Here is a 19,023-nt window from a genome sequence, read left to right on the forward strand (position 1 = left end):
GTTGTTAAAAGTGATTATAGTGTATAAATTTTACAGAAGTCAAGAAGTAATTTTTATTTCTTAATGTTATAGAATTAATTTATGCTTAAATTCCCGAAAAGTTACTTAAGAATATATGGGCTTAAAAAGTTTTTTATTATAATATTAACACCTACATTTTATTTTTGTTTTTACCTTTATTGTGTAAGAATAAAGGCAAAAAAGAAAGATGTTACAAGCATTTATTTGCTTTATCTAAGTATTATTAACGAATTAAAATCCAGTACTGCTCAAATCAGAATAAGTAACATAGCACAAGTATCATCAGTTTTTTATTTATATACTAAAATATTAAATATACCTTTTTCTACTTACACCAATATTTGGCTTGAACTCGTCGAAACTATTTTTTATCTATCTTTAGACGGAAGCTCCTGGTACATGCTTCCACTTTGCGGAAAAATCCGTTTTTTCCTGAGTTGTTCTTTAAGAATAACATCAAGCTGCCGCTGAATTTTCCTTGTTTCATTTGTTGAAAAATACGGGTAAGCCAAATTTACTGTTTCTAACGGATCCTTGGTCAAATTGTACATTTCAATTTGATCCGGAACCGATGTTTCTTTAAGGTTAGTAAGATCTACCGGGTAACTTTCATATTGCTCTCGGTGGATGACTTCATCTTTTTCGTTAGGTGCTGACCGAAATTGCGGATTATCATGGTATCGAGCGTATTTCCAGATTTCCTTTCCTGCGGCTGATTGAAACTCGACAATGATCGCTTGAATGTGATTAGGCTGAACGACTGACGGATAGCTTTCTCCTAAAAAATTTGTTTGGTGAAGTCCTTTTGTCGGGTCATCATCCGTCATAAAGAAAATCGGTGCTTTTTCTTGATGGAGCGATGTTTCTCCTCGCAACGTTCCTGAGAGGTCTCGCCCAACAAATGGATGTACTTCCGTATGACTTTTTTGCAATTGCTTTTGAACAGCGGAAGCATCGATATTAGCCAAGCTAAGCATTGTCGGGATCAAGTCAACATGACTAGTCAGCACGTCTGTACGTTGATAACTAGGAAACAAATGCTTGTTATGAATGAGAAGCGGCACGTGAATCGACTCTTCATACATGTTGTACCATTTTTGATGTAGTCCTCCGTGAGCCCCAAGCAAATCACCGTGATCCGACGTGAAAATAATAATGGTATTGTCATAGAACGAAGATTGTTCTATAGTCCGAAGGACTTTCAAAATTTGTTTATCAACATTTTTTTGAAGCTGATAATATAAGCGCCGGTAGAAACTAGAATTTGGCGTCGGCTGCAGCGCTTTTGGGTAGATGTATTTATAGCTGCTTTGAGCGCTAGGCTTCGTTTGTAAAGATTCTCTAATAGTAGGTGGCGGCTCGATGTTCGGAATTGTCTCATCAATAGAAAACTGAAACATAGCAAGGTGTTTGGTGATTGCTCCGAACAGCGCAATGTCATGCGGGTTCACAAACGAAGCTACCATGAGCCAAGGCTGCGCAGTCTTTTGATATTCTAATTGTTGAATAAGCTCTATGATTTCCTCTGCATATATTTCGTCTCGTCCACTCACTCCAATGGCCGCAGATGAACCAGAATTGTGCGGGTTTCTCCCTTCCGGCTCTGGACCAATCCACCCTGAAAAACTAAACTTTTCAAGCTTATTAGCCCGTTGATAGAGGCGCTCTTTTTCTGGATCCGGTATTCCTGTTTGCATCTGGTAGCTAGAAAAAACGTTATGTGTTCCTGGAATTAAGATGTTCTCATCAGAAATATGCCATTTTCCTTTATAAAAGGTTTGATACCCAGCCTGCTTAAAATAATCTCCCATCGTTGGGACGGTATTAGGCTGCAGCCAAAACATATCAGGATCTTGTGACTTCTTTGCGATACCTTGCGTTTGGGTCACTCCGTGCAAGGAAGGGTACTGCCCTGTAAACAATGTAGCTCGACTCGGTGAACAGGCTGTAGAACCGACTTAGTGACGAGTAAACCCCATTCCATGCTGTTTTAAAAATTCATGTGCTTTTAAATGTTTTTTTCGCCACTTTTTTACTTCTTTACTTTCATATACGGGTGGAAATCGTTCTTCGTCCACCATAATCAACAAAAAATTAGGCTGCTCCTTCATGTTTACTCCTCCGCGTGTTTATCAAATGTTCTGTATTGATAAACTATGTAAAAAGTACTTTTTTTAGAAGAACGGAGTACGGTTCATGTCTTTTTATACCCAAACAAAAAAAGACTTAGAGGATTTCTCTAAGTCTTTCATAACGCGTTTCAATACGATATTCCTTATTTTTTGTATGCTTTTAGCTGCTGATTTCGTTTATAGGTACCCATTATACTAGGTATACCTACAATTATGCTTATCATAAAACTCCACATCATGTAGCGCCAATCCCCTGTAAAAAGCGCTACTCCCATAAAAAAAATGAGCTGACCAACAAGAGCTAACCATGAAGCTATCCAAGCAAACATCATATTCTCTTTCAAGTTATCACCTCATATTTTTAATTACAAATGACCTCTTTTATTTTACCATAAAATTCTAATTTCGAAGGTTGTTCTACTGTTTATGTTATGTACATAACTAAAAAAGCTAATGACAGCACGTAGCTAGCCATTAGCTTTTTTATTATTTTGCAAATACATGATGCCCTATTTTAATTGTTTCTTGTTTTTGGCGCAGCCATTGATCTCCCGTTTTATCAGGATTAAAGAAGAATAATGAACCTTTTCCTTGACCTTGGAAGTTAATTGCTTCTTCTACAGCTTTTTTTGAACCTTTGTCTGCAGGTTTATTGATTTGACCGTTGCTGACCGGGCTGTACTGACCTTTTTGATAAATAACGCCTTTTACAGTGTCCGGGAATTTGCTGCTGTCGACTCTATTTAATACAACTGTTGCCACGGCTACTTTGCCTGCGTACGGCTCTCCTTTGGCTTCAGCTGATACAAGACGAGCTAATAGTTCTTTATCATTTTTATTTACTTGAATGTGCTGTTCATGAGCGGGTGCTGCAGCAAATGCTGAGTAACCTGCACCAAAACTCGGGATAAGCATTGCGATAGCAATTACTAGTTTTTTCATCATAAAAATAAAAGCCTCCTTGCTATTTCTTGACGTGGTTCATATGCTAGCAGAAATATAAGAGTCTTTCATTGCAAAAAATTATCCAGTTCCAAAAGAAATTGTATATTATCGTATTTTTTTAACTATTTTTCAGCATATAAAAATATAACTTTACTCATTAAATATGAGTTGCATTTCATTCTTTAGTGGTTTATGATATAAAAATATAAATAGTAATGATTACGATTTTCAAGAAGGACTTTAAGAAAGGATTGATTATTTGGCTAAAAAATCAAAAATAGCAAAAGAAAAGCACCGACAAGCACTTGTCGAAAAATATGCTGAGTTAAGAAAACAGTTAAAGGAACAAGGAAATTATAATGAACTACGAAAGCTTCCTAGAGACTCTTCTTCTACTCGCTTGCATAATCGCTGTGAAGTAACGGGAAGACCTCGTGGATATTTACGTAAATTTAAGCTTTCGCGAATTGCATTTAGAGAACTTGCTCACAAGGGACAGCTTCCTGGGGTGAAAAAATCAAGCTGGTAAAATTCTAATGAGGTAAAGGGCCCTCTTTGCTAAAAAAGGAATCATTATACGTCATAAATCGTAATCATTACTTTTAATAGGAGGGATCAACATGGCTACATGGAACTTAGGTACAACGAAACATCACGTTCTCATTTGCAATGGAAGCAGCTGCAATCGAGTTGGAGCCGAAGAAGTTACACAAGCGATTCGAACTGAGATAGCTAATCAAGAGATGGACGAATACATACATACGACTCGCACTCGATGTAATGGAAGATGTCATGATAAATGCGTCGTCATTTCCTACCCAGACGGTATTTGGTATAAAGATATGAAGCCTGATGATGCACGAGAGCTTATTAACTCTTTAAAGACAGATCAACCTTTTGTCCAAAAAACAAGTCATACTTTTTGCGGAGAAGGTTTCCAGCGAACAGAAGGTACTGTTAAAGGTATCTCAAAACAAAAAGAAACCGTCATCAAAGTATCTAAAAAACTTTAATTTACAACGGTGAAATCCTGGTCTTTATAAAGTTAACCAATTAAAAGAGAAACATTATTAAAAATGTCTGTTTGTTTTCTTTAATGCGCCTATTGCTTAATCTAAACAAAAAAGCCGACCCTAGCAACCAGGTCGGCTTTTTTCACCTCTAAACCTTTAAGAAATTAGATTTTTTCTGTTTCACATATAAAATCTGAACTGTATACTTTCTTGACTACTGACGAAAGAATATCAATTCCTTTCTTTAACTCCTCATCTGTAGCAGTAAGACTTATGCGAATGCACTCCTGGTTGTGAGGACAAGACCGGTTGCCGTGAAAGAATGATCCGCCTGGTACTACAATCAAGTTTTCTGCTTTTAATTTATTGTATAGATCGTTATCACTGAAAGTCAAACCTTCTAACCAAAGCCAACCAAACAACGAACCTTCCGCTTTATGTAAATACCAAGGAATATCATCCGGCATATGTGTAGTTAAAAGATTTTTTAAATAGTCATGTTTTTGTTTATAATGAGTTCTTATATAGTTAGCTGAAATTCCAGGTAACTTTCCGTTCTTTAAGGTGTTAACCACCATCCGCTGACCTAACCTAGAAGAGTGAATCAAAATATTTGATTGAAATGCTTCCATTACTTTTATGAAGTCACTTTTTCCTATAGCAATTCCTATTCTCTCTCCAGGCAATCCGGCTTTAGAAAGACTCATGCAGTGAATGATGTTGTCATGTATAATTGGATTCATTTCAACAAAGTTCATAGCCGGAAAAGGAGGTGCGTACGCTGAATCAATTAGCAATGGAATGTTATAGTCCTTGCATACTTGGGATATAAAGTGTACGGCTTCTTTTGAAAGAATGTTGCCGCTTGGATTATTAGGTCTTGATAATACGACAGCTCCGATATCTGGGTCCTGTGCTATTTTATCTTTGAATGCCTGTTTGTTAAATTCATAACGAAACGTATGATGATCAAGCTTTGAGACGATAGGAGGAATTCCTTCTATTATAGCTTCCTCTAGTGCCACTCCGCTGTACCCAGCGTAATCCGGCAGCATAGGTATTAATGCTTTTTTAACTCTTCCTTCTTTACTTGTACCGCAAAATGAATTTATAGCTAAAAAAAACAGATTTTGACTTCCTGAAGTGATCAAGACTTGTTCTCTGTCCAGCTCAATACGATAATTCCTAAAGAAGTATTCTCTTATGCAATCAATTAATTCATACGTACCGTAACTAGACCCATATTGGCTAATCAAATTCTTTAGTTGTTTGTCGTTCACAATATCTTTTAAAGCTTCTTCCCACATTTCATAAACTTGAGGGAGTATGGCAGGATTTCCAGCGCTTAAATTCACATATTGATTGAGATCAGAATTGAGCACTTCTTGAATGTCATGCATAATAGCACGAACGCCTACTTTATTAGTCATTTTGTTTCCTATTTTACTTAAATGCAAAGCATTCATTAGTGCATCTTCTCCTTAGAGATTATGGTCATCGAATAGTAAGTATGGAACTTCAATCTTTTTATTTTGCTGATTAATAAAATAATTGTCCGGAATAGTAAATTTATCACCGTTCTCACTAGGCAATAAGTATTTTCGAACATAGCGTTCGGCTTCTTCTTTATAGCCAAGGTCACTTTGAATTGTTTCAAGTTGTTCAATTTCTTTTACTAAAAGGTCTAGTTCCTTCAAACACATGTCTAAATCTAAATAAGCATGGTCTTCTTTTCGGGATATTGAATGCCCATTTGCAACTAACCAGCTAAAAAGAAAAAATCCTGTGCCAGAATCAAAGTTTCGAGGTGCATTATGCTGACTAGGATACCTTAACAGACGTTCAAAGAGAACAAATTCTGTTATCTCTTCCCAAAAAGGGTATTTTCTTTTATGAAGAGTCAGCACCGTCTGACAGTCTACTTTAACTTCTTCCAGTATGCCTGCAAAAAAATTCATTTTTGCCTGTATATGTTGATCGAAAGGTTTATTTCCACAGTGATGATAATAGTCATGTAGATATCCCCAGATTACCCTTGCCTGATAGGTGTCTTCTCTATTCATAGTATGAGATTTAAAGTTAAAATCAGGGAAGATAGAATACGCTCTTTTTAATGTATCATCATTGTATATGCTGTGAAATTTATTAAAGAAAAATATCGCGAAGTTTTGAGTTGTTACCTTTTCTTTTGTTTGTACATTCTCAGGGAAAAATACAATACACTTCCCTTCCATAAATCCTTGAGTACCAGCCAACAGCTTTAACGATTCACATCCATTTTTAGGATGAGGAAGGTCTGCTTCAATGGAGTTCATGATTTCAGGTTCATCACGAACGGCGATAAAGGCTTCTAAATAAAACCCTCTTTTGGTAGGGCCATTAGGCGTTACAATCGGTCCTAAAAAGAACGTCGCCTCTCCGTTTGCAGGCGGGCTATAAGCAATTAACGTTTGATCAAAATAAGGAGATTGATCGAGTCCTCTTTCGATCCAATCACATACGTCATTTTTTAATGCATTCCACACTTTAGGTAAATTTAGAGAGTTATATATTGTTTCAGTTTCAGCAACTACTTTTAATAAGAGTTCTCTAGCTTTTTCGTAATTTCTTTTGACCTCTCCATTTGGGCCCTGATATTTTCTTATCTCATATAGAGCAGGTACTATTTTATCGTTTAATAACTCCACTAAACTTTGAGTATGATTTTTTGTTAACATGATTAAAACCCTCCTTTTTTTAGGGCAGCTACTTAGCAGAAATATTTTTAGATGATGTAAGAGTAGAGTTATTTGTGTTTTTCTCTACTTGCTTTTTCAAGTTAATAAATATAACCCCTGCTATTACAAATGCTGTACCTATATAGACCTGTTTGTTTAATGTTTCACCTAAAAAGACAAATCCTACATATAAGGCGATAACCGGTGAAATAAATAGATGCGCCGTTGCTTTTGATATATGCCATTTTTTTAATAAATAAATATTAATAGAAAACCCCAAGACCGATCCTATAATAGCCAAGTATAATAATGAGATAAGACTAACCCCAGAGAAAGTGCGGTTTCCATTTTCTATAAATAAACTAACAATCAGTAAACAAGCGCCTCCACTTAGCATCGAAAAGGAATTAAAGGTCATAATAGGCAAGGATTTTATGCGAGATTGAACTTGAACAGTTATAAAAGCAGAACCTAGCATAGCCATTAAAATGACAATCATGGCTACTATTTGAATCACATTTCCCTGTATAAACAGCTGATTTCCAAATACAACGCTCATACCAATTAAGCACATGACTACACCTATCTTTTGTCCTTTTGTAGCTGGTGTTCCTTTAAATAAGCGATTAAATAAAAGAGCAAACACTGAAATGCTGGCAGCTAAAACGGAAACAAGCCCGCTTGGCAAATAGACGGATGCCCAATAAACAGAACCAAACGGTAGAGCAAAGTACAAAATTCCGTTTAATGCTGAAATAATTACTACTTCTTTTGAAATGGCCATTTTTTTTGTGAGTAAGAGGTAGAGGGCAATTATTAAACTAGCAATTAAAAACCTCATACCTGCTGACCATAGAGGCAAGCTATCCTTTAAGCCAGTCTTTTGAAAAGCCCATGTCGTTCCCCCGATGACGGCTAACAGACAAAACAAAAGATGTACATGAATACGGGTTAATTTAGAAATCACTGTTTCACCTTATTTCTTTTTTAAAGTTGAGCCTATTTTCTTCCGTGAAGCGTAAAACACATCGGCACTTCTCCAAAATCTTTTACAACTGTTAAACCCTGCTCGTTAGCAGCTTTACTTGTTGTAATACATGCGTCTACCTTTCCTTCTAAGCAATCAATCGCGGCTTGAGCATTACTATTTACTAACTGAACATTGGAACTGATGGAATGAGCTAAATCAACAGGGGCAGGATGTGAAGCAATTAACAGGTTGTTGTTTGTTATCACCTCTTCTTTTGAGGCAAGCACCATGTTATACGTTGGCATAATAAAGCTATCTACTAGCTCTAAACTAGTTAAATTTTTGAACACAATATCATGTAAGTAAGGATATACCGCACAGCCTAGTAGAGCAGAACTCTCTGTTTCTTTCACATGAACTAAAGCTTCTTCCAACGTTTGATGTAAAAAGACCTGACCTTGTATGCTTTGGCGTTCAAACCACAGATAGCCTGCTTTTTCACAATTTGTTCCTTCAGGCCCTAAGGTATGGATAATGCTAATCTTTTGAAGCTGCTTATTTTTCTTACTAGACGACTCTGCAACTATCATAGCCTTTGATACCCCCTATGCATTTACTTTATTTTGATAAACGATTTTTACTTTGTTATCCAAATAGCTGTAATACTGCTCACAGTCGGAATAAGAGTCATGAGTGGTTAAAATAAATCCAGGGTAACCTGAAAAGTGCGGATATGGTAAAATGTCTGTCCCTTCAGTTATAAATTGAATAACCCTTTTTACTTCAGTGTCTCTACGCACGTCTTCCAAGCCTCGAATTTCTTTAAAAATCCCATGGCCTTGCACAGGGATAATGTAGTTGCCCACCACTTTCTTTCGTTTTCTTTCATTTTTTAATACAGGAGGTTTTAATCCTAATACATAGTGAAAAACTAGCTCGATATAGTTAATACCTGTACTTTCTTTTACGATATAATGAGAAATCCCAGACCCTCCAATGCGCGCTCCTATTTCAATCACATAAGGTTTTCCTGCTGGGTCCAAACGTAATTCAATATGAGCGGGGCCATTCTCAATCCCTAAAGCGGTTGCTGCTTTAGCTGCTTCTTGCGAAATAGATTCCCAAACGTTTTCTTCTAGGTGAGCTGGCGCTATATAAACACCTTCTTCAAAAAAAGGCCCTTTGGAATTTCCTTTGTATCCTATAGAGAGTACACAAACCTCTCCTTCTACAGAAAACGTCTCAATAGCAAACTCTGGTCCGTCTACAAATTGTTCAATTACCATGCCCGTTTTATTTTTTGTGAATTTACTTAGGTCTTCTTCATTTACGCGTCTCACTTTTTCTATGCTGTCAATCAGTTCTTTTTTATTATTCGCTCGTGATACACCTTGACTGGAAAATCCGTTAGAAGGTTTTACTACGACAGGATAAGGCAGTGAAAGATTCTTTAATTCCTCCGTATTTTCAACCTCTTTAAAATACGGAGTGTTAAGATCATTATCTTTTAAAACCTCTCTCATTTTCTGTTTGTTGCGACAGTTACTAATCACAAACGGTGATAAGCCCGGTAAGTTTAATTTTTCTGTCAGCTGAGCTACAAACTCTAACGCAGGCTCATATAATGTCATAATGCCGTCAAAAGGATTTTTGTGATGCTCTGCTTTAATAATCTCAAGAGCTTTGTCTGAGGTGTGAAATAAATCAATGGGTATGAAATTTTGTACGTTTTTAAGATGCTTAGGTTCTACTTCTTCTTGGTTATAAAAAAACGTCACTTTAATTCCGAGAGCTTCTGCTTCTTCAAAAATAAACGGTAAATATGTATTTTGTAACACAACTGCTAGATGCTTGTTTTGTAACGGCATTTACTTCCCCCCTACTTTTAAACAGCTCTTCACTGTTCGATGACTAAATTCTAATGATCGCTTCATATATTTGTCAATTTAATTTTATATAACATTAGGAATATATAGAATATTTGATATATTAGTAAAAAGTAAAGAAAAGAATGGTTTGTAGGGTTAATACTAAAGCGAAATTAAAAGCAGGAATTTTGCTATTTGATTATAAAGATATTGTGAGAAAAAATTTAACAAGAATTTTTCTGAAAAAAAGAAAGGTCGACATAGATTCAACCTTTCTTTTTTTATTTTTTTATTAAAATAGATATTAACCATTTATAAAGTTACATCTTTTTCAGCCATCTCATTTAGTATTCTTTTTAATGCCACGTCGGGGTTTAATCCAGGATCTGTTATATGCTGAACTAAGCCTTCCGCACTTTCACTGATTTCTTTTTCCGTAGCAACAACCGAATTGTATTGAACAAAGTGAGTAAGAAACTTCATGCCCGTTAAGTTAGCCGTTTGTTGCAGCGGTTTTGTTAACTCACTAATCGTATAGTTGTTATAACCTCCTGCTCTATATGACTTTTGCGGACCTCCTACTGAAATTGCCAATACAAATTCTTTTCCATGCAGTTTGGTGCCATTCGTGCCGTATGCCCAGCCGAAAGTTAATACATCGTCCAACCATTTCTTCATTAGCGGAGGCGTACTATACCAGTAAAAAGGAAATTGAAAAACGATGCGGTCATGCTGTAATAACATCTCTTGTTCTTTTTCTACATCAATTTCCCAATTCGGATAGCGCTCATAGATATTATTAACTGTGACATTTTCCTTTTCTAATCGCTTCATCCACGCTTTATTAACATTAGATTCTGCTAGATTAGGGTGAAATATATTTACTAATACTTTCATTATGATCTCTCCTATACTGTGTATGAATTTTATAGTACGGAGATGATTTTCACTTAAACATCTCCTCTTAAATTCCTTTACACGTTTATTTTAGGAGATATTTAAGTTGTTTTCTTGTACAAAATTCGGTTATTTTTGTACAAAATTTTGTTTCCACTTAAGCGGGGAGATTCCGGTTATTTTCTTAAAGTGCTTTGAGAAGTGGCTTTGATCTGTAAAGCCTAATTCATAAGCAATTTCACTAAGCGGCAAACTAGAGCTTTGTAATTTTTCTTTTGCTCTTTCAATTCGAATCTTAAGCAAGTATTGATGGGGCGTTACGCCTAGCGTTTGTTTAAAGCTGTTAATGAAATGAGAGGGACTTAAATTAGATATACGAGTTAACTCATCTAATGTAATGGATTCAGCATAGTGGTCTTGCATGTATTCCATCGCTATTTTTAAATGTTCAAGTCCCGGCGTTTTACTAAGAAAATTGCATTGACTATCGTTATGCTGTTTTAAAATGTGATAAATAATTAAATTTGTAACTGAGTCAATGTACAGTTTTCCTTGAGGATTCCCATGTTCGACCTCTTCACTAAGCCACAAAAGCAGCTGCTGCATTTTATGATCTTGATTTCTAAGGTAATAGCTTAAATCAAGCCTAGAAGATACATTTTCTTTATCAGCTATTTCTTTAACGATTTGAGGATTTAACTCAACACGCAAAAAAGATATCGGTTCTTTCCACTCGCAAGTGCTGTCAGCTCCAGCAGGAATAAAGTTAATATCATTTTTAAACGCTACTCCTCCATGAAAGCTATCTGCTACTGTTTCTTGAATTGCAACAGGCTTAGCGGTACGGTGAAGAAGAAGCAAATGTTTATCCAACGTTTCACGTGCTTGTTGAGGCTGCACGTTTACTGCTTTTATAATTTGAATATTTTCTTGTTTTTGACTCAAAACGTCATTTGAGTTAAACTTCACTTCTTTCATATAGCGCTCCTTTTTTATAGAGATATCCATCTTTTACTTTTTAGTTTGAATTTATGTGAACCCTTTTTGATTACTATAACGAAAGAGAGAATAAAAAGAAAAAGAAGTGAACCATAGATTCACTTCTTTTATGACGAACTCTTTATTTCATAGCCTGCAAATGGTTATTAGATTTCTGTTTTGCACCCCGCTGAACGAAAAAAATGATACAAAGCGCTAGAAGATATAAACATGCAAAAGCTGTTATGTACCAAATCGCTGAGGTAATGCCGCTTACGTCCATAGTAAAGCCAATAAGCGCAGGGAAAACAGCACCTCCAAGCCCTGAAAAACCAGTAATTAAACTGGTGACAATACGAGCAGATCCGGTAAACGTATGGTTAGCATATACCATCGTTATCGAATAGATACCTGACATTGCAAGCCCTAAAAACCCTAATAAAATATAGCCTGCTACTGCTTCTTTTAACAAGATAAACAGCACTAAACTCACAATTGTTCCTCCAATGCTGCCAAAAAGATAGCGTTCGTATGTAACGATTCGAATAACCCATCCAGTAGCTACCCGTCCTATTAGCATAGCCACCCAAAAAACGCTTATGCTTAAAGTAGCCTGTGAGGGAATTACATCTAGATATGTGATAAAAATAGACGAAAGAAAATTATTCATACTGCTTTCTACTCCGGCATACATAAAAATCATCACACTAAAAAGAGTAAGTATTTTCCACCTTTGATTTTTAGTAAGCACAGGCGCAGGTTCTGAGCTGGCATCTGAAGCATCGCTTTCTGAAGTTGAAACAGTCTCTTTTTTAAAAGGAATTATTTTACAAACCACAACCATTAGTAAAGCTAGTACACTTGTTATAAAAAATGAAAACCTCCAGCTGTTCTGTGAAATCAATAAGCTAGCTACTAACGGCATCAACAGCGCACCTAGACCGAATGATACCTCTAAATAACTCATAACAATAGCTCTTCTACCGATAAATACTTCCATCATTAAAGTAGCTACAACTACTTCCAATGCGGCTACACCAATACCGTTTAAAAAATTGAATGCAATAATCCACTCAAATGGAGGCAATAAAAGCATACCTATTTGTGATAACGCTATCATTAGTGCGGCAATTGTAAGTAAATTCATTTCGCTGAAGCGTCCTAATAGAAAAGAAGAAAGCGGAACTCCTATCAAAAATCCTAAAGAACCTACTAATACAAGCTGTCCGCCAACTGTATAGGACACATGATAATGTGTTAACAATTGCGGTAAGACGGATCCTACGGCTGTAATGACTAATCCGCCCAACAAATAAAGCGCATATGAAGCTAGCGCAAACTTTTTCATCTCCCCACTCCCTTAAATTCTCTAAAACTTTCTTTCTGTACTTAATTATAAAGCTTTTCCTTTAGTTGTTAACTGAAATTTGAGAAAAAAACCATTCTTCCTACTCTACTTAATTTCCAGTCATTTATAAGATCAAACAAAAAGAAGAAGACAGGTGTCTCCTTCTTTTTTATTTTTCACTTTACAGTGATGCTTTTAAAATAGCTAAAATATCATCTTTATTTAGTTTCTTAAAGTTACCGAAACCTCCGTGCTCCATTTCACGAGCAGCAATTCCAGCAATTTCGTCTAGTCGCTCTTCTCCGATATCGTAATCTGCTAAGCGAGAAGGTGCACCAAGGCTTGACCAAAAAGCGCTTAGCTTATCGATTCCTTCTAACGCAATTTCTTTGTCACTTTTACCTGCAGTTTCAATATCAAACATGCTTGTCATGACGCGTTTCATACGAGTTACATCTTGATCTACAACGTGTCGCATCCAATTTGGGAATAAGATTGCTAAACCGCCCGCATGAGGAATGTCATATACTGCTGATACCGCGTGTTCAATTGTATGTGAAGCCCAATCGCCAAAGTAGCCCATTTGAAGTGTTCCGTTTAATGCGATCGTTCCGGAATATAAAATCGTTTCGCGGTGTTCGTAGCTTTGCAGATCTTCTAGCAATTTCGGTGCTGTTTCAATTACTGTTTGTAATACGGAATAGCACATACGATCTTGTAAAGGCGTGTTTTTCACGTTATGGAAATATTGTTCGAACACGTGGCTCATCATGTCTACCATGCCGTAGATAGTTTGATCTCTAGGAACAGACATCGTGTTCACAGGATCTAGTATAGAAAATACAGGGTGCGTAACGGCGCTTCCCCAAACGTATTTTTCATTTGTTTCCCAATTCGTAATAACCGAATCAGGATTCATTTCAGAACCTGTTGCTGCCAATGTTAATACCGTTCCAAACGGCAGTGCTTTTGTAGCCGTGACTTTTTTGTTAATAATATCCCAGACGTCTCCTTCATACTCAGCTCCGGCAGCGATTGCTTTTGTGCAGTCAATAACGCTTCCTCCACCGACTGCTAACATGAAGTCAATGTTTTCATTTCGGCAAATTTCAATTCCTTTTCGTACCGTAGATAATCGAGGGTTTGGCTCTACGCCCGCTAACTCATGTATATTTACGTTTAACTCTTTTAACAGCGTAAGAACTTGATTGTATAAACCGTTTTTCTTAATGCTTCCTCCGCCATATACAAGCAAAATATTTTTTCCGTATTTCGGGAGTTCTTCTGCTAATGCTTGAAGCTGATCTTTTCCGAAGATTAGTTTTGTGGGATTATGATAAATGAAATTTTCCATACTATCTGTATACCTCCTAGTTGAATATAAAGTAAGTTGTCGCATTACGCGAACAAGAATGTAAGTATAAATGTAAAACAAAAATTTTTCAAGAGTTAAGTTCTCAAATCGCGTACTTTGTTTTATTGAGTGATTAAAATGAAGAAAATGGCTTCCTAGACATAAAAAGAGAGCAAGTAAATGCTCTCTTTAAAGCTCTTTATAAACCATTTTTCTATACGTAACAAAGCCTTCTTTTTCGTAAAAGCTCTCCGCAACCGTATTGTCACTCCAGTAATCCAACTCAATTGTATTTATGTCTTGAGTACGGGCAATGCTATAAATTTCTTTCATCAAACTTGAACCAAACCCTTTGTTTTTGTGGAGTTCTGCGATACTTATTTGATGAACATAAATTGACTTGTAAGCTTTTTTAAATACTGTTTCTGAATACTGCTTTATTTCAACCCAAGCGAATCCTACATGCTGTCCTTCATCTTCTGCTAAAAGAAAGATAAACCTATCGTTTTCCATCACTTTCTTAAAAAATTCATGTATCTTCTGAAAATCATATGTTTGAAAGCGCTCGGGGGATAATTCTACATGCAGTTGATGAACAGACTGATTAAGCTTGGCAATTGTATCAGCGTCGAAAGTACGGCTAATCTTCAATTTTTTCTCTCCTATATATCTCGTATTTAGTAGTGGTCGTTATGAATTTATTTCGTTTAATATAGCCGGTGCGTTTGAGGTAAATAACAGATAGTTTTTATTGGTCGTTTTTATAAAGATGCGGTCAGTCGTTCCGTACGGAGGGCCGATTCGAATGGCGTTTGCTTCTTTGCCTCCGTACGTGTCATCTTCCGTTACTTCAAGAATGTCTTCTAACGGAATCGTAAAGTGTGCAAGCTGCCATTTTATAATGAGGCTATCATTTATTTTTTGAACGCTAATAGTTGGTGTAAACATTTTATCCATCCCCTTCATGAGCATATACGATGATATTTTCATTTGATTTTTTTCGTATATCAGTCGCACACCCTATATGATCTAGATCTTGATGCGTTAGAAGAATTACTTTTAGCTGTTCAATAGATATATTCAATTCACCCAAGATCTCTTTCAGTTGATCGGTTTGCCCAGGCATTCCTGTATCAATTAGAATAGCTTCATCGTTATTCCAAACTAACGTAGGATTTAATATTATATTTTGGTCAAAAGCTCTGGCAGTCAACTGTAGCATCTCAACACCTGCAGAAATTCTCATTACGAACCCCTTTTCTTATTAAAGTACGAAGATTTTCAACCTCCACAATTGCTTAGCATGCAGTGCTATTCTTGAATTTTATCAATAAACAAAATAAAAACCAGACTGGAAAAAAATCACTTTTTATGATATGATATTTGTATAACAGAGTGTAAAATAATCGATTTTTATAAATGAAAAGGTGAACCCCACTGTCCGGGGTTCACCTTTTTTCTTTGTCGTTAGCCACTATGGCTTTTTTATTTCTTATCCTCTTTTTGAATGCACTCATGCAAAGGTACAACCTTGGTTTTCTTTGCTATTTTATATCCCCACCACGTCGCTAAAAAGAGAGGCAGGCCAATGTAGGAGACCGTTAAGCCGTACCAATCAATTTTGTCGGAAAGTACCGCTTGATAGTTTTGTCCTAAAATAACAATGAGGCACATTCCAAATGCAAGAACAGGACCTAGAGGGAACCATTTTGCTTTATAAGCTAGATCATTTAGATTCTGTCCTGAAGCAACATATGCTTTTCGGAAACGATAGTGGCTGACGGCAATACCAATCCACGCAATAAATCCGCTCATACCTGAAGCGTTTAAAAGCCACATATACATTTGATCACCAAAAACGGATGTTAAAAAGGCAAGACCGCCAATAATAGTGGTTAAAACAAGCGCATTTACTGGAATTCCTCGACGATTAATTTTCCGAAGCACTTTAGGCGCTTGCCCTTCATTGGCCATTGACCATAACATTCGCGTAGAAGCATATAAACCAGATGTTCCGGCTGATAAAACGGATGTAAGAATAACAGCATTCATCACCGAAGCAGCTGCAGCAATTCCTGCTTTCTCAAAAACAAGCGTAAATGGACTAACCGCAATGTTATCCACATCTCCTCCTAGAAGAGATGGACTGGTGTAAGGAATGATAAGCCCGATTACAGCAATGGCTGCAATATAAAATAGAAGGATGCGCCAAAAGACTTGGCGAATGGCTTTTGGTATATTTTTTTGAGGGTTTTCACTTTCCCCTGCCGCAATACCGACTAGCTCTGTACCTTGAAAAGAAAATCCCGCGATAAAGAAAATGCTTAGTACGGACAGAAATCCGCCGTTGACCGGCGCTTCTTCTAATGTAAAGTTTTTAAAGCCGATATATTCACCGCCGAAGATGCCAAAGATCGTCAGAAGGCCCACTCCGATAAATACAATGATGGTTACTACTTTTACGAGAGCAAACCAATATTCAGATTCTCCATAGCTTTTTACAGATAGGAAATTAAGTAAAAAAATTAAGCCTAAAAACAAAGCGCTCCAGATAATACTTGGCACATCAGGGAACCAAAACTTCATGATAATAGCAGAAGCAGCTATTTCTACAGCGAGCGTAACAGCCCAGTTAAACCAGTAGTTCCAGCCGAGCGCAAACCCGAGAGCTGGGTCTACATAGTGACTGGCGTATGTTGAAAAAGAACCTGATACCGGCATAAACGTGGCCATTTCTCCAAGGCTAGTCATGAGAAAATAAACCATAATTCCAATAGCCCCGTAAGCAATCAGCGCTCCTCCCGGTCCAGCAGTTTGGATGGAAGATCCCGTGGCTAGAAATAAGCCAGTTCCTATTGAACCTCCAATGGCAATCATGGTCATATGACGAGCTTTTAAATGGCGTTTTACATGCTTATCGTCCTGTTTTTTTTCTTCTTCATTACGATTTATATCGACTGCTTCCATACTTATCCCACCTTCATAAAAGAACTATGCGAACATGTTTAACGTAAAGCGTATAAGAATATCCATCTCCTATAAAAAGTAGGAGATGGATCCTTTATTGCTCACTTTGAAAAATCAAAGTAGTTTCGTTTTAATAGACGAGGCAGGCTCATAAGCTGTTCGTACGTTACACTTTTTTCTAAGGCAGAGGTGTTGATTAAAAACAGTTGATCTTCAATCTGTCCAACTGTTTCGTCTGTTTGATACGTAATTCCACATTCTGAACATGTAATGGAAGGCGTCTCTTTAATTTCTATAGCTTTTGTACCGTCAGGAAGCTCCCAATAAACCGTTGCATCCGTCTCCTTGGCTTCATATGATTCGCACCATTGGCACTTCAATATTATTCCTCCTTCGCTCCCGCCGTTTCGTATTTTTTCATTTGCGTTTCAAATTTTTTCTCTTTTAATTGATCGCGCTTTTCACGCTTGTCTTTTAAAGAGCTATGCTCTGGATTTTGATCATACGTTTTCCGGCGGTCAAGACGGTTTAGACCTTCTGGCGTTAAGTTGAACTTTGTATCATCAATAATCGAAAGAACACCGTTGCTTTCAAATTTTTCAAACACTTCAGGATATACTTTTTTATAAAATTCTTCTGCGCTGCCACTTTGGTAATTTTGCGGCTCCGGATAAGACGTAATAACACCTTCAAAGTTTCGAAGCACAACTTTATTGGAGCTTTGAGAAATAATGTAGTTTGGCTGCAGCGGAATTTTACCGCCTCCTCCAGGAGCATCCACGATAAACGTAGGAACTGCATAGCCGGACGTATGGCCGCGAAGTCCTTCCATAATTTCTAGCCCTTTGCTGATTGGCGCACGGAAATGGCCGATTCCTTCTGATAAATCACATTGATAAATGTAGTAAGGTCTCACGCGAATTTTTACTAAATCATGCATAAGCTGCTTCATGATTGGCACGCTGTCGTTAATTCCAGCTAAAATAACCGCTTGGTTTCCAACTGGAACTCCTGCGTTGGAAAGCATTTCACATGCACGCTTTGATTCTTCTGTAATTTCAATTGATGTGTTAAAGTGCGTATTTAGCCAAACCGGATGATATTTCTTTAAGATGTTGCACAGATTTTCTGTAATGCGCTGAGGGAACACGACCGGCGCTCTTGTACCGATACGAATAATTTCTACGTGCGGAATATCGCGCAAATTTTTCAAAATATATTCTAAAATATTGTCATTGATTAATAGGCCGTCTCCTCCGGAAATTAATACATCACGGATTTGAGGGTTGGCAGCAATGTAATTAATAGCTGTATCCAGCTGTTTTTTTGGAACGCCCATGCCAATTTGTCCTGAAAAACGTCTTCTTGTACAGTAGCGGCAGTACATAGAGCACTGATTTGTAACTAAAAACAGCACGCGGTCTGGATAGCGGTGCGTTAAGCCAGGAACCGGTGAATCTTCATCTTCATGAAGCGGATCTTCTAAATCATACCTTGTCTTATGCAGTTCTTCTGAAATAGGAACGGACTGCATTCTGATTGGACATTTCGGATCGTTCTCATCCATTAACCATGCGTAATAAGGAGTGATGTTTAACGGAATCGTTTTGGTTGCAATTTTAACGCCTTCTTCTTCTTGAGGTGTTAAATTGATCACTTTCTTTAAATCTTCCAATGTTTTAATCGTGTTTGTCAGCTGCCATACCCAGTCGTTCCACTGCTCGTCCGTTACATCTTTCCAAAGCTCGATTTCTTTCCAGTGTCTGCTTGCTTTATATAATGTATTTTTCATTTTATATTCCCTCCAAAGTTT

The 19,023-nt window shown here is 36.9% G+C and carries 19 protein-coding genes and 1 pseudogene; 2 read left to right on the forward strand and 18 right to left on the reverse strand.

Annotated elements, in window-relative coordinates; genetic code table 11:
• Positions 1-389 precede the first annotated feature (389 nt).
• The 3 genes and pseudogenes from ACWATA_RS12535 to ACWATA_RS12545 all read right to left on the reverse strand — a co-directional run bounded on the left by ACWATA_RS12535 (position 390) and on the right by ACWATA_RS12545 (position 3,098).
• Positions 390-2,132: pseudogene (locus ACWATA_RS12535) on the reverse strand (sulfatase family protein).
• Positions 2,133-2,296: 164 nt separating this feature from the next.
• Complete coding sequence (locus ACWATA_RS12540) at positions 2,297-2,497, reverse strand: hypothetical protein (protein ID WP_098112619.1); 201 nt, start codon at positions 2,495-2,497, stop codon at positions 2,297-2,299.
• A gap of 142 nt (positions 2,498-2,639) precedes the next feature.
• Entirely contained in the window at positions 2,640-3,098 is a 459-nt protein-coding gene (locus ACWATA_RS12545; RefSeq protein ID WP_033579000.1) for a cell wall hydrolase, read from the reverse strand.
• 259 nt (positions 3,099-3,357) lie between these two features.
• Here ACWATA_RS12545 and rpsN point away from each other — a divergent pair, with 259 nt between their 5' ends.
• Entirely contained in the window at positions 3,358-3,627 is a 270-nt protein-coding gene (gene rpsN / locus ACWATA_RS12550) for a 30S ribosomal protein S14 (protein WP_047750950.1), read from the forward strand.
• 91 nt (positions 3,628-3,718) lie between these two features.
• Positions 3,719-4,111 carry a (2Fe-2S) ferredoxin domain-containing protein gene (locus tag ACWATA_RS12555; protein WP_014460065.1) on the forward strand — a complete coding sequence of 131 codons (393 nt, stop codon included), beginning with the start codon at positions 3,719-3,721 and terminating at the stop codon, positions 4,109-4,111.
• Positions 4,112-4,275: 164 nt separating this feature from the next.
• Here ACWATA_RS12555 and ACWATA_RS12560 read toward each other — a convergent pair whose 3' ends face one another.
• The 15 genes from ACWATA_RS12560 to kamA all read right to left on the reverse strand — a co-directional run bounded on the left by ACWATA_RS12560 (position 4,276) and on the right by kamA (position 19,002).
• Positions 4,276-5,577 (reverse strand): valine--pyruvate transaminase, encoded by a 1,302-nt coding sequence (locus ACWATA_RS12560; RefSeq protein ID WP_098112618.1) that lies wholly within the window; start codon positions 5,575-5,577, stop codon positions 4,276-4,278.
• 15 nt (positions 5,578-5,592) lie between these two features.
• Complete coding sequence (locus tag ACWATA_RS12565) at positions 5,593-6,828, reverse strand: DUF6421 family protein (protein WP_098112617.1); 1,236 nt, start codon at positions 6,826-6,828, stop codon at positions 5,593-5,595.
• Positions 6,829-6,856: 28 nt separating this feature from the next.
• Positions 6,857-7,795 carry a DMT family transporter gene (locus ACWATA_RS12570; protein ID WP_098999332.1) on the reverse strand — a complete coding sequence of 313 codons (939 nt, stop codon included), beginning with the start codon at positions 7,793-7,795 and terminating at the stop codon, positions 6,857-6,859.
• A 32-nt stretch (positions 7,796-7,827) separates the two neighbouring features.
• The gene (locus ACWATA_RS12575; RefSeq protein ID WP_098112615.1) at positions 7,828-8,388 is read right to left on the reverse strand and encodes a hypothetical protein; all 561 of its coding nucleotides are present in this window, start codon (positions 8,386-8,388) and stop codon (positions 7,828-7,830) included.
• A gap of 15 nt (positions 8,389-8,403) precedes the next feature.
• The gene (locus ACWATA_RS12580) at positions 8,404-9,666 is read right to left on the reverse strand and encodes an ATP-grasp domain-containing protein (protein WP_098999331.1); all 1,263 of its coding nucleotides are present in this window, start codon (positions 9,664-9,666) and stop codon (positions 8,404-8,406) included.
• A 312-nt stretch (positions 9,667-9,978) separates the two neighbouring features.
• Positions 9,979-10,563, reverse strand: a complete 585-nt coding sequence (locus ACWATA_RS12585; protein WP_154988789.1) for an NAD(P)H-dependent oxidoreductase — start codon at positions 10,561-10,563, stop codon at positions 9,979-9,981.
• A gap of 129 nt (positions 10,564-10,692) precedes the next feature.
• Positions 10,693-11,541 (reverse strand): AraC family transcriptional regulator, encoded by an 849-nt coding sequence (locus ACWATA_RS12590; protein WP_325076854.1) that lies wholly within the window; start codon positions 11,539-11,541, stop codon positions 10,693-10,695.
• Positions 11,542-11,683: 142 nt separating this feature from the next.
• On the reverse strand, positions 11,684-12,889 hold the full coding sequence (locus ACWATA_RS12595; RefSeq protein WP_473049892.1) for an MFS transporter: 1,206 nt from the start codon (positions 12,887-12,889) through the stop codon (positions 11,684-11,686).
• A 181-nt stretch (positions 12,890-13,070) separates the two neighbouring features.
• Complete coding sequence (locus tag ACWATA_RS12600; protein ID WP_325076851.1) at positions 13,071-14,243, reverse strand: iron-containing alcohol dehydrogenase; 1,173 nt, start codon at positions 14,241-14,243, stop codon at positions 13,071-13,073.
• A 189-nt stretch (positions 14,244-14,432) separates the two neighbouring features.
• Positions 14,433-14,894: a GNAT family N-acetyltransferase gene (locus ACWATA_RS12605; RefSeq protein ID WP_033578995.1), complete on the reverse strand. Its 462-nt coding sequence runs from the start codon at positions 14,892-14,894 to the stop codon at positions 14,433-14,435.
• Positions 14,895-14,933: 39 nt separating this feature from the next.
• Positions 14,934-15,191 carry a SunI/YnzG family protein gene (locus ACWATA_RS12610; protein WP_048020892.1) on the reverse strand — a complete coding sequence of 86 codons (258 nt, stop codon included), beginning with the start codon at positions 15,189-15,191 and terminating at the stop codon, positions 14,934-14,936.
• A 1-nt stretch (position 15,192) separates the two neighbouring features.
• Positions 15,193-15,489, reverse strand: coding sequence for an MBL fold metallo-hydrolase (locus ACWATA_RS12615; RefSeq protein WP_328172836.1), 297 nt, complete (start codon positions 15,487-15,489; stop codon positions 15,193-15,195).
• Positions 15,490-15,728: 239 nt separating this feature from the next.
• A complete protein-coding gene (locus ACWATA_RS12620) occupies positions 15,729-17,210 on the reverse strand; it encodes an amino acid permease (RefSeq protein WP_473049893.1) in 1,482 nt (493 codons plus the stop codon).
• 101 nt (positions 17,211-17,311) lie between these two features.
• Positions 17,312-17,590, reverse strand: a complete 279-nt coding sequence (locus ACWATA_RS12625; protein WP_049164565.1) for a YokU family protein — start codon at positions 17,588-17,590, stop codon at positions 17,312-17,314.
• Positions 17,591-17,592: 2 nt separating this feature from the next.
• A complete protein-coding gene (gene kamA / locus ACWATA_RS12630; RefSeq protein WP_028408513.1) occupies positions 17,593-19,002 on the reverse strand; it encodes a lysine 2,3-aminomutase in 1,410 nt (469 codons plus the stop codon).
• Positions 19,003-19,023 lie beyond the last annotated feature (21 nt).

The sequence above is a fragment of the Priestia sp. USM5 genome (assembly GCF_058323215.1).

Bases quoted from the DNA above. Each gene is read 5' to 3' on its own strand.
- ACWATA_RS12580 (WP_098999331.1), bottom strand. From the start codon at position 9,666: ATGCCGTTACAAAACAAGCATCTAGCAGTTGTGTTACAAAATACATAT.
- ACWATA_RS12615 (WP_328172836.1), bottom strand. From the start codon at position 15,489: ATGAGAATTTCTGCAGGTGTTGAGATGCTACAGTTGACTGCCAGAGCT.
- ACWATA_RS12585 (WP_154988789.1), bottom strand. From the start codon at position 10,563: ATGAAAGTATTAGTAAATATATTTCACCCTAATCTAGCAGAATCTAAT.
- kamA (WP_028408513.1), bottom strand. From the start codon at position 19,002: ATGAAAAATACATTATATAAAGCAAGCAGACACTGGAAAGAAATCGAG.
- ACWATA_RS12555 (WP_014460065.1), top strand. From the start codon at position 3,719: ATGGCTACATGGAACTTAGGTACAACGAAACATCACGTTCTCATTTGC.
- ACWATA_RS12600 (WP_325076851.1), bottom strand. From the start codon at position 14,243: ATGGAAAATTTCATTTATCATAATCCCACAAAACTAATCTTCGGAAAA.
- ACWATA_RS12575 (WP_098112615.1), bottom strand. From the start codon at position 8,388: ATGATAGTTGCAGAGTCGTCTAGTAAGAAAAATAAGCAGCTTCAAAAG.
- ACWATA_RS12620 (WP_473049893.1), bottom strand. From the start codon at position 17,210: ATGGAAGCAGTCGATATAAATCGTAATGAAGAAGAAAAAAAACAGGAC.
- ACWATA_RS12560 (WP_098112618.1), bottom strand. From the start codon at position 5,577: ATGAATGCTTTGCATTTAAGTAAAATAGGAAACAAAATGACTAATAAA.
- ACWATA_RS12545 (WP_033579000.1), bottom strand. From the start codon at position 3,098: ATGATGAAAAAACTAGTAATTGCTATCGCAATGCTTATCCCGAGTTTT.
- ACWATA_RS12590 (WP_325076854.1), bottom strand. From the start codon at position 11,541: ATGAAAGAAGTGAAGTTTAACTCAAATGACGTTTTGAGTCAAAAACAA.
- ACWATA_RS12610 (WP_048020892.1), bottom strand. From the start codon at position 15,191: ATGTTTACACCAACTATTAGCGTTCAAAAAATAAATGATAGCCTCATT.
- ACWATA_RS12595 (WP_473049892.1), bottom strand. From the start codon at position 12,889: ATGAAAAAGTTTGCGCTAGCTTCATATGCGCTTTATTTGTTGGGCGGA.
- ACWATA_RS12565 (WP_098112617.1), bottom strand. From the start codon at position 6,828: ATGTTAACAAAAAATCATACTCAAAGTTTAGTGGAGTTATTAAACGAT.